General features: G+C 58.0%; 10 protein-coding genes. 5 read left to right on the plus strand and 5 right to left on the minus strand.

Annotated features, from left to right (window positions below; all coding sequences use genetic code 11):
* The first annotated feature begins 57 nt into the window (after window positions 1-57).
* Window positions 58-1,440 carry a class II fumarate hydratase gene (fumC, locus tag ACFFIY_RS13735; RefSeq protein WP_354194847.1) on the plus strand — a complete coding sequence of 461 codons (1,383 nt, stop codon included), beginning with the start codon at window positions 58-60 and terminating at the stop codon, window positions 1,438-1,440.
* A 257-nt stretch (window positions 1,441-1,697) separates the two neighbouring features.
* Window positions 1,698-2,243 carry a PCYCGC motif-containing (lipo)protein gene (locus ACFFIY_RS13740; protein WP_354194782.1) on the plus strand — a complete coding sequence of 182 codons (546 nt, stop codon included), beginning with the start codon at window positions 1,698-1,700 and terminating at the stop codon, window positions 2,241-2,243.
* Window positions 2,244-2,305: 62 nt separating this feature from the next.
* Here ACFFIY_RS13740 and ACFFIY_RS13745 read toward each other — a convergent pair whose 3' ends face one another.
* The gene (locus tag ACFFIY_RS13745; protein WP_354194783.1) at window positions 2,306-3,379 is read right to left on the minus strand and encodes an MFS transporter; all 1,074 of its coding nucleotides are present in this window, start codon (window positions 3,377-3,379) and stop codon (window positions 2,306-2,308) included.
* A gap of 368 nt (window positions 3,380-3,747) precedes the next feature.
* Between ACFFIY_RS13745 and ACFFIY_RS13750 the strand changes: the two genes are divergently transcribed.
* Window positions 3,748-4,407, plus strand: coding sequence for a Dph6-related ATP pyrophosphatase (locus ACFFIY_RS13750; protein WP_354194785.1), 660 nt, complete (start codon window positions 3,748-3,750; stop codon window positions 4,405-4,407).
* A complete protein-coding gene (locus ACFFIY_RS13755; RefSeq protein ID WP_354194787.1) occupies window positions 4,404-5,018 on the plus strand; it encodes a tetratricopeptide repeat protein in 615 nt (204 codons plus the stop codon). Before ACFFIY_RS13750 ends, ACFFIY_RS13755 begins: the two co-directional genes overlap by 4 nt.
* Window positions 5,019-5,032: 14 nt before the next feature.
* Here the strand turns inward: ACFFIY_RS13755 and ACFFIY_RS13760 are convergent, their stop codons facing one another.
* The 4 genes from ACFFIY_RS13760 to nfsA form a co-directional block, all read right to left on the minus strand.
* On the minus strand, window positions 5,033-5,398 hold the full coding sequence (locus tag ACFFIY_RS13760) for a helix-turn-helix domain-containing protein (RefSeq protein WP_354194789.1): 366 nt from the start codon (window positions 5,396-5,398) through the stop codon (window positions 5,033-5,035).
* Window positions 5,399-5,508: 110 nt separating this feature from the next.
* A complete protein-coding gene (locus ACFFIY_RS13765) occupies window positions 5,509-6,330 on the minus strand; it encodes a purine-nucleoside phosphorylase (protein WP_354194791.1) in 822 nt (273 codons plus the stop codon).
* 409 nt (window positions 6,331-6,739) lie between these two features.
* Window positions 6,740-7,918, minus strand: coding sequence for a class I SAM-dependent methyltransferase (locus tag ACFFIY_RS13770; RefSeq protein ID WP_354194793.1), 1,179 nt, complete (start codon window positions 7,916-7,918; stop codon window positions 6,740-6,742).
* A 129-nt stretch (window positions 7,919-8,047) separates the two neighbouring features.
* Window positions 8,048-8,779, minus strand: coding sequence for an oxygen-insensitive NADPH nitroreductase (gene nfsA / locus ACFFIY_RS13775; protein WP_354194795.1), 732 nt, complete (start codon window positions 8,777-8,779; stop codon window positions 8,048-8,050).
* A 102-nt stretch (window positions 8,780-8,881) separates the two neighbouring features.
* Between nfsA and ACFFIY_RS13780 the strand changes: the two genes are divergently transcribed.
* A complete protein-coding gene (locus ACFFIY_RS13780; RefSeq protein WP_354194797.1) occupies window positions 8,882-10,474 on the plus strand; it encodes an FMN-binding glutamate synthase family protein in 1,593 nt (530 codons plus the stop codon).
* Window positions 10,475-10,574: the final 100 nt, after the last annotated feature.

Consider the following 10,574-nt stretch of genomic DNA (forward strand, 5'->3'; position numbering starts at 1 on the left):
AAATGTAGCAAAATAGAGGGTGGATTGAATCGATAGAGACGGAAAGGATGAGGAATGATGGAATACCGCATCGAACATGATACGATCGGCGAAATCAAAGTGCCGGCGGACAAGCTGTGGGGCGCGCAGACCCAGCGGAGCAAGCAGAACTTCCGGATCGGCGGGGAAAAGATGCCGAAGGAGATCGTCAAGGCGTTCGCTCACCTGAAGAAAGCGGCGGCGATCACGAGCAACAAGCTCGGCAACCTGTCCGACGCAAAGGCGAAGGCGATTTCAGCGGCAGCCGACGAGGTTCTTGAAGGCGAGCTCGACGACAACTTCCCGCTCGTCGTCTGGCAGACCGGCTCCGGCACGCAGTCGAACATGAACATGAACGAAGTGCTCGCACACCGTGGCAACGAGCTGCTTGAGGAGTGGGGCGAGGAAGACCGCCTCCACCCGAACGATGACGTGAACAAGTCCCAGTCGTCGAACGACACATTCCCGACGGCGCTCCACGTGGCATCCGTCACGTCGGTCATCGAGAACCTCCTGCCGGCGATCGATGTTCTCAAAGAGACACTCGATAAGAAGGCGAAGGAATTCGACGATGTCATCAAGATCGGCCGGACGCACCTGCAGGATGCAACGCCGCTCACACTCGGCCAGGAAATCAGCGGCTGGGTGCGCATGCTGGAAAAAGACCGTGTGATGGTCGAGCAGGCGGTCGAGCAAATGAAGGAACTTGCGATCGGCGGTACGGCGGTCGGCACGGGCCTCAACGCACCGGAAGGCTTCGGCGACCAGGTGGCAGCCCAGATCAGCGAACAGGTCGGCATCAAGTTCACATCCGCGGAAAATAAATTCCAGGCGCTCACGAGCTATGACGAGGCCGTCTTCACACACGGCGCGGTCAAGGCGCTCGCGGCGGACCTCATGAAAATCGCAAACGACGTGCGCTGGCTCGCAAGCGGCCCGCGCTCGGGGATCGGCGAAATCACGATTCCCGCGAACGAGCCGGGCAGCTCGATCATGCCGGGCAAAGTGAACCCGACACAGAGCGAAGCGCTCACGATGGTCGTCGCCCAGGTCATGGGGAACGACGCGACAATCGGATTTGCCGCAAGCCAGGGCAACTTCGAACTGAACGTATTCAAGCCGGTCATCGCCTACAACTTCCTCCAGTCGGTCCGCCTCCTGTCCGACGCGATGATCAGCTTCAACAACAACTGCGCAGTCGGCATCGAGCCGAACAAAGAGAAGATCCAGGAACTCCTGGACAACTCGCTCATGCTCGTCACCGCGCTCAACCCGCACATCGGTTATGAAAATGCGGCGAAAATCGCGAAAACCGCACACGCGGAAGGCACCACGCTGAAGGAATCCGCCGTCAAATCCGGCCTCCTCACAGCCGAACAGTTCGACGAATGGGTCGTTCCGTCGAAGATGATCGGACGTTAATAGGAATACATGAAGCAGCCGGGGACTCATGTCTCCGGCTGTTTTAGTGTTTTTGGGAGCGGTCCGGCGGATAAAGATAACGCTTCTGCAGATAAAGATAACGATTCGTGTGATAAAGATAACGCTTGGCCGGATAAAGATAACGTTTCTTCAATCAACGCTCTATTCGCTGTACTCAGCCGGACTTTTCGATAAGTTGTCACTCCACTTCCCGTCCGCCATCCGGTATAGTGGTGCCAAAGGAGTGAACTTCAGATATGAAAAAGAAGCTCATTTATCTACTCGCGGCTGCGGGCCTCATCCTCTCCGCCTGCGGCAATGAAGCGGCGAAAGAGAAGCCGGAGAAGGACGCAGAAGCACATGCGGGACACGACCATGCGGCACCGGCCGAACGCGAAGTGAAGGAAGGCCAAGTCGTGGTGGCGAACGGCGACCTCCAGGAAGTGACGGCGTCCGCGGATGAACTGCCTTCATTCCTCGATGACAAACCGGAAGACATGCGGCTCGTCTACCAGGTGGCGGGGGCCGCGACCGACATTCTCGAATGGATGCCGTGCTACTGCGGCTGCGGGGACAGCGCCGGCCACAAAAGCAACCTGAACTGCTTCATCTCCGAAGTGAAGGAAGACGGCTCGGTCGTCTGGGACGACCACGGCACGCGCTGCCTCACTTGCCTGGAAATCGCCGTCGATTCCGTAAAGATGGCGAAGGACGGCAAATCACTGAAGGAAATCCGCGAAACCATCGATGAAACCTATAAAGAAGGCTTTGCCAAACCGACCCCAACGCCGATGCCCGCGTGAGGGGCCGGTTTTTTATTTTCAACAAAAAAGGCGGAACCCGTGTGGTGCGGGTTCCGCCGATTTTATGGGGTGCTTCGGACGAAAATCTTCCTGCTGGAGAAGACAAGGACAGCCGCTGCGAGAAGCGCCGCGGACGAGATTAGAAATACCGCTCTGACGCCGAGCCAATCTACGGTGATGCCGATCAAGAGCGAGGCGATTCCGAACACGGCGGTGCCGAGCACGCCCAGGGATGCATAGACGTTGGCCAGCCTGCTTTCGGGGACGCTCGTCTGGATGAGGGTCTGTTTCGGAATCGCGACCATCTGTCCGGCGAGCCCGACGATGAGGGAGAGGAGCAGGGCGGCCATGGGTGATGAGTTGAGTCCGAACAAGGCGGTGGCCGCGGCTCCTCCGAACAGTCCTGTGATGATCAGCTTTGGCAGATGACGGTCTGCAAAACGATCGAACCGGACAAACAGCAGCCCGCCGAGAATGAGCCCGCAGAAGAACAGCCCGTTGATGAATCCCCACCACTGCCGGCCGGTGTTCAGCACTTCTTCGACATATACATATAGGATTGCCGCGATCCAGACGGTCCCGCCGATCGTTTCGAGGAGTTCGACGCGTGCGATCTTTTTCAGGACGGGTGTCCGGAACAAAGTGTGCCAGCCATCCTTGATCGGATGCAGGCCTTGCTGACGGTCTTCCTCCGTGCCGGTTGCCGTTCCTTCAAGCAGGCAGAGCAGCAGGCTGGAGAACAGGGACAAGGCCGCTACGACCCAGATCAGCTGCCCGGAATTCAAAAACAACAGAAATCTCCCGCCGGCAAGCCACACGCCGGTATTGATCGTCTGATAGACGCCTTCAAATATCCCGTTCGCCTTCACGAGCTGGTCTGCTTCGACGTAATGCGGAATCAGCGCCTGGGAAATGGGATTCGCAAAGCCGTCGCAGAGGGCGGTCAGCAAAATGGCAATGAAGATCAGCCAGTAGTTGCCCGGATTGATGAATGGCAGAATGGCGGCGAATCCGGTGGTGAAAATGGCCTTCATGATCTGAGAGGCGGCCAGGAGCCGGTTGAGGCGGAACCTGCTGGTGAGCAGCGGGGTCAGGATGCCCGACAGGAACATGCCGGACGTCATCGTGAACGGCACGACGGAAAGCCGCCGCCGCGGAACCCGTCAGCGAAAAGACGAAATTGATGACAGAGACGATATATAGGATATCGCCGACATTCGCCACTGACTGCCCGGCAGTCAGGATGGCGAAATTGTTTTTGGAAAACATTTGGATCCCCCTGATTTTTTAATTATGCAGTTGGTCATGGGGGATCAATTCGCGTTGGACACTCGGGCTGGCTCCTTCCTATAGCGGAGCGGCCTCAGGGGGCGGCTGCTCCAAGATTCAGACTGACTTTTCTGATTTCATTCCATTATAGAAGAGGCTGAAGACGAAGTAAATGGGCGCCTCACGTAGTCTCCTTTGTGTGATAAACTCGCGGTAACGGAAAGGGGAGATAAGATTGAAGGATCAGCCATTTTTCAGTTCATGGAGCGGCGGGAAGGACTCGGCGCTCGCATTTCACATGGCAGTCCAAAACGGCGGCAGGCCGGAGCGGCTGCTGACGATGTTCGACGGGGAGGGCGACCGGTCGAAGTCGCATGCGGTGAGCGAATCGATCATCCGTGCGCAGGCGGATCGGCTTGAGGTGCCGCTCGTCATCCGTCGTGCGGGCTGGACGGATTACAAGGACGAATTTCTGGCGGGGCTTGAGGAGATCCGGGAGGCCGGCATCCGGACAGGAGTGTTCGGCGACGTCGATCTGGAGGATCACCTGAAGTGGGTTCGGGACACATGCGCCGAGAAAGGAATGACGGCGGAGCATCCGCTTTGGGGGATGAGCCGCAAGGAAGTCGTGGAAGCGTTCCTCGCCGCCGGCTTCCGTGCGTTGGTCGTTGTCGGGCAGGACGGGCGGTTTCCGTCCGAATGGGTCGGCCGGCCGTTTGATGCTGAACTCATCCGCGACATGGAGGAGCGGGGGATCGATCCGTGCGGGGAATCAGGGGAATTTCATACGCTTGTGACGGGCGGTCCGGTTTTCCGTGAGCCGCTGCCGGTCCGTATTGAGGGAACGGCCGGGCGGGACGGTTATACATTCGCAAAAGTGGTGCTGGAGGAATGACGGCCGACGAGGCATTTGAGGCATTTGACCGGGGGGACTGGACGGAGGCGGAACGGCTGTACCGGGCAAGACTTGCGGAAGCTTCCGGTACTGACGCGGAGCAGTCGCCCATGCATATGCTCGCGTTCACGCTGGCGATGAAGGGGGAGTTTGAAGAAGCGATCGGCTTGTACGGAGAGCTGCTTCGACGGGCGGGCGAGCAGGATGCGGCGGAAGACATCGCCGTCGCCATGCATCAGCTCGGCATGACTTGCCGGCTTGCCGGGGATTCCCGAAAGGCCCGTGCTTGGTTTGAGCAAGAGCTGGAATTCCGCAAAGACCGGCTCCCGGATGATCAAACCGGCTTTTCCGCCAACTCGTACGAATTCGGAGAGCTGGATTTATTGGAAGGCGAATCGGAAAAAGCGCTCGCACACTTCCGGCTGGCCCTCAGGCAAGGGAAGGCGGCGGGTGACGATATTTGCACCGGATGTGCCTGGAGAGGCATCGGGAAGGCGAGCCGGGTGATGCACCACGACCCGACCACTGCCTGGGAGCTCGCCCTTGACGCGTTCCGTCGCGCGGGCGACAAGGCGGGGGAAGCGGAGATCAGGCGGATGATCGGCAAGTGACCGGCCGGCAGCCGTCAAGTGACGCCGGCTTCCATTCCGCTGTCCATCCGCTTGGTCCGGATGAACGACATGGCGTCGAGCAGCTCCTCCCTTGACAGCGGCTCACCGTCCAGGCACAGTTCATATTGGCTGATAAGACGGTCAGCCGATTTTGGGACATCGACGGACATCACATCACGGTCAAGCAGGAAATCGGTCGTCACCTGGAATACATCCGCGATGAGCAGGAGCTGGAAGAACGTCGGCTGCTTTTTCCCGTTTTCAAGAGTCCAGATCAGGCTCTTGGCCACTCCGATCCGCTTCGCCAGTTCTTCCGGGGACATCCCGCCCTGCAGGCGAAGCTCCTTCAGCCGTTCAGCGAATGATTGATTTTGGTTCAAGTTTCAGCACACCTTTCAGTTTGTTCAGAATATTTTAACCTTACCCATCATAGCAGGAAAGTATACAAAAAGAAACCGGTGACCCACGGGGATCACCGGTTTTCTGTGCATTATTTCATTTCTTCCAGTACGCCTTTCACAAGTCCGACAAACTTTTCACGCACATTCGCGGCCACTTCGATCACTTCATCGTGGCTGAGCGGCTGGTCGAGGATGCCCGCCGCCATGTTCGTCAGGCAGGAGATGCCGAGCACCCGCAGTCCAGCATGTGCCGCGACGATCGCTTCCGGCACGGTCGACATGCCGACCGCATCGGCGCCGAGCGTGCGGATCATCCGGATCTCGGCCGGCGTCTCATACGCCGGGCCGCTCCACCACGCATACACCCCTTCGCGGAGGCTGAATCCGAGCTTGTCTGCCGTCCGGGTTGCCAGACCGCGCAGCTCTTTGTCGTAGGCCCGGGTCAGATCCGGGAAGCGGGTGCCGAGCTCATCGATGTTCGGTCCGATAAGCGGATTGGTCCCCGTCAGATTCAGGTGGTCGGTGATCAGCATCAGGTCGCCCGGCTTGAAGCCTTCATTCACCGATCCGCACGCATTCGTGATGATCAGCTCCGACACGCCGATCGCCTTCATCACGCGCACGGGGAACGTCACTTCCTCAAGCGTGAACCCTTCGTAATAGTGGAAGCGGCCCTTCATCGCCGCCACCGTCCGGCCGTTCAGCCGGCCGATCACCAGCTCATTCGCATGCCCGACCGCACCGGACTTCGCAAAATGCGGAATCTCCGAATACGGAATGTGCACGGCCTCTTCAATTTCATCCGCAAGCGAACCGAGCCCCGATCCGAGGATGAGCCCCGTATCCGGCCGGTGGTCCGTCTTTTTGCAGATGAACTCTTTTGCTTCTTCGATTTTTTGAATCAGTTCCATTTGGATGCACTCCATTCTGTTGGTCGTTGGTACGGCCTGCCGCGGGCGGACAGGCCAGGGGGGTGCGAAGTTGTCGCTGTAAGTGCGAAGTTGCAGTTATAAGTGCGAAGTGGTGGCTGTAAGTGCGAACGCGTCGGTCTAAGTGCGAACTTGCTGCTCTAAGTGCGAACGTGTTGCTCTAAGTGCGAACGTGTTGCTCTAAGTGCGAAATTGCCGTTCTAAGTGCGAAGTTGTTGCTGTAAGTGCGAACGTGTCGCTCTAAGTGCGAACGCGTTGCTCTAAGTGCGAACCTGCCGCTCTAAGTGCGAACGCGTTGTTCTAAGTGCGAACGGGCCGCTCTAAGTGCGAACGCGTTGCTCTAAGTGCGAACGTGGCGTTCTAAGTGCGAACCTTTCTCCCGGCAGCACTATCAGTCCAGCACATTCGCAAGCCGGCCGCTCAGCTCGCGCTCGAGGAACGGGTCGGCGCCGAGCAGGTCGCGGAACTGCTTGTACCGCTGGATTTGGTCTTCGCCGGGTTTACGGCCGGTCCGGTAGGCACGGATCATGATGTTCTTCGGCGTGTGCGCCATGTCGATGAACTCGAGGAGCTGGGCGTCGTAGCCGGCAAGCTCGAGCAGTTCGGCGCGGATCGAGTCGGTGGCGAGTGCGGCGAACCGTTCTTTGATCAAACCATGCTGGAGCATGACGCCGAGTTCCGGGGCGTCGAGCTGATTGAACAATTCATGCTGGCAGCACGGAACGCTGAGGATCACTTCTGCGCCCCAGCGGACCGCACGGCCGAGCGCCGCATCGGTCGCCACGTCGCACGCGTGGAGCGTGACGACCATGTCGACCTGTGTTTCATCATTGTAATCGTTGATGTCGCCGACGAGGAATTCAAGGCTGTCCCCGTAGCCAAGATCGGCCGCAATCTGCCGGCAGTCCTCAATGACTTCTTTCTTCAAGTCCAACCCGGTCACCAGCACGTCCAGCTTCTGCTCGATCTTAAGGTAATGATAAAGGGCGAACGTCAGGTACGACTTGCCCGATCCGAAGTCGAGGATGCGGATCGTCCGGTCTTGCGGAAGATGGCGCAGGCTGTCGTCGATAAACTCGGTGAACCGGTTGATCTGCCGGAACTTGTCCATCTTGCCTTTTTTCACTTTGCCGTCGGGCGTCTGGACGCCGAGACGGACGAGGAACGGGTACGGCGTGCCTTCTTCAAGCAAGTACTGTTTTTTGCGGTTGTGCGACAGATCGTCCGCCGCCTCCTTGTTTGTCTGATCTGCCTTCCAGGACACTTTGAGCTTCTTCGACATGAGGATCTGGATGTCCTCTCCGGTGAATGAAGCCTGCATCTGCCTGAACTCGCGCAGCAGCCGGCCGAGTTCATCGCGCGCCTGGTCCGCGGGAATATTTTCATGCTTGAGAATCCGTTCATATTGATATTCGAACTGGACGTGAAGCTCGCCGTGCAGTTCGACCGGCTTTAAGCGAATGCGTTGCAGCCCCTCCGATTTCCGGCGGGGACCGCTGATCGTTGCTTTAATGAGCCTGCCCGCCGCCATGCGACCGGCGAGTTTATCCAGCATTTCTTCAAATTCCATTCTTCACCCTGCTTTCTTCATCCGATCGGGGCAGTGAGTGGTGATGCAGGCATAGCCATGTGCCCAACTTGCGCCACTCGCGGATCAACTCGCGCCACTCGCCCCCAGACTCTCCTCACTCAACCCCGATCATTCAAACCGGAATCCGCGCTTCTCCAGGAAGTCCTTCATATAGACACGGCGGGGGTTATGGAGGAAGCGGGCCATCGAGGAGGTCCAGTCGTCTTCCTTCGTATTCGCGCTTCTCGATGCATAGTAATCGCGCATCGTCCGGTCGTATTCGGGAAGAAGCTCATCGTATTTTCTCTCGTCGTATTCATTCTCATGAAGGACTGCCTCAAGCGGAAGGCGCGGTTTCACTTCGTGGCGCACCGCAGGGATGCCGATCGTCATGCCGTACATCGGGGCGACGCCGTCCGGGAGACTGAGCAGTTCGCTGATTTCCTGAGGGGCATTTCGCACGCCGCCGATATAGCAGATGCCGTAACCTTCAGATTCTGCCGCGACTGCGACGTTTTGCGCGAACAGCGCCGTGTCGGTCACACCGACGAGGAGCGCCTCCGCATTGGAAAAGTTGATGGCTTCTCCGTGCAGTTCCGCCGCTTTTTGAAGCCGGCGGAAGTCCATGCAGAAGATGAGCACGGCGCCGGCACCGAGGAATTGCTTTGGATTTTTCGACAGTTCGGCCAGGGCCTTGCGCTTGGCCGGATCCGTCACATGGATCACCGTGTATGCCTGCACAAAATGGGAGCTGGCCGCATGCTGGCCGGCCCGCACAAGGCGTCCGACCGTATCCCGGTCCAGTTCCTTTTCTTCATAGTCCCGCACGGAAGCGTGCGACATCAGCAGTTCAATCACCATTCATTCCTCCGCCTTCCATGTCTTTTGTCATACTTAATAGCTTATCAAAAGTGATTTAGGGTAAACAATTTTTAATATCGTCTACAAGTGGAAGGAGAGTTGATGTTGGGCAATTTTTTTGAGAACGTGTCGCTCACAGCCATGATTTTATTTATCCTGCTCGTCGTCGGGCCGATCGTGACGGTGGTCTGGCTTTTCTTCTATGACCGCAGGCAAAAGCAGCACTCGATCCTGAGAAACTTTCCGATCCTCGGGCGGGTCCGCTACTTCCTGGAACGGACCGGTCCGGAGTTCCGGCAATACTTATTCGCGGACGACAACGAAGGCAAGCCGCTCAGCCGGGAGGAATACTTGGCGATGGTGTTGCCGGGCAAATACAAAAGCAATTTGATCGGCTTCGGTTCCAAGCGGGATTTCGAAGAGCCGGGCTATTACATCAAGAACGCGATGTTCACGAAGCAGAACGAAGAAATGCGTGTGGACAATACGGAGCTGATCAATACAAAGCATTACATAATCGATGATGAGGGGCTCTTCACCCGCAAGGAACACATGGAAGAGATCCCCGCCCTGCCTTGGCTGCTCCCGCCAGATGAGGCAGTCGTCATCGGGCCTGATTGTAAGCATCCGTTCAAGGCGCGTAGCCTGCTCGGCCAGTCGGGGATGAGCTACGGAGCGCTCGGGAAAAATGCGATCACCGCCCTTTCCAAGGGAATCGGAATGGCGAAAGGCGCCTGGATGAACACGGGCGAAGGCGGCCTGTCCGACCACCATCTTTCAGGCGGACCTGAAATCATTGCCCAAATCGGTTCCGGCCTGTTCGGTTTCCGGACGGAAGACGGTGATTTTGATATCGAAAAAGTCCGGGAGAAAGCAGCCATCCCGAATGTCCGGGCGTTTGAACTGAAACTGGCCCAAGGGGCGAAGATGCGCGGCGGCCACGTGGAGGGAGCGAAAGTGACCGAGGAAATTGCCCGCATCCGGACGGTCCAGCCCTACACGACCATCAACAGCCCAAACCGGTTCAATCAATTCACCGACTATCCGTCGATGTTCGACTTCATCGGACAGATCCGCGAAGCCGGCGGCAAGCCGGTCGGCATCAAAGTCGTCATCGGCAGCAAAAGCGAAGCGGATGAACTGTCATCCTGGATGCAGAAAACCGGAAGAGGACCGGACTTCATCACTGTCGACGGATCTGAAGGCGGTTCCGGCGCCACCTACCGGGACATGGCCGACAGCCTCGGATTGCCGATCAAGACCGCGCTGACGATTCTGGACGACTCGCTCCGTGAACACGGCGTCCGCGACCGGGTGAAGATCATCGCCTCCGGTAAAATCACGACCCCCGACAAAGCGGCCGTCGCACTCGCACTCGGCGCCGACCTTGTCCAGATCGCCCGCGGCTTCATGATTTCCGTCGGCTGCATCATGGCCCTGCGCTGCCACACGAACGAATGCCCCGCCGGTGTGGCCACGACCGATGAAGGCCTCCAAAAGGCGCTCGTCGTGGATGAAAAGAAATACCGCGTCACCAACTACATCCTGACCATGCGCGAAGGCCTGTTCCGCATCGCCGCCGCAGCAGGCCTCGACTCACCGACCCAATTCAACCGGAGCCACCTTGTCTACATGGACGAACGCGGCCAAGCCCACCCCGTTCACTCCTACGGCGAGCACGTGAGCGCCAGATGATGACATGAAAACACCGTCCCCAGAGGGCGGTGTTTTTTTATGTGCGCCCAGCATGGGCGCAGTCTATAGGGTGCAAGTCCCGAGCTGTGAAGGCAGAAGT

Origin of the sequence: Bhargavaea ullalensis, assembly GCF_042432615.1 — a bacterium.
GTDB classification, from domain to species: domain Bacteria; phylum Bacillota; class Bacilli; order Bacillales_A; family Planococcaceae; genus Bhargavaea; species Bhargavaea ullalensis.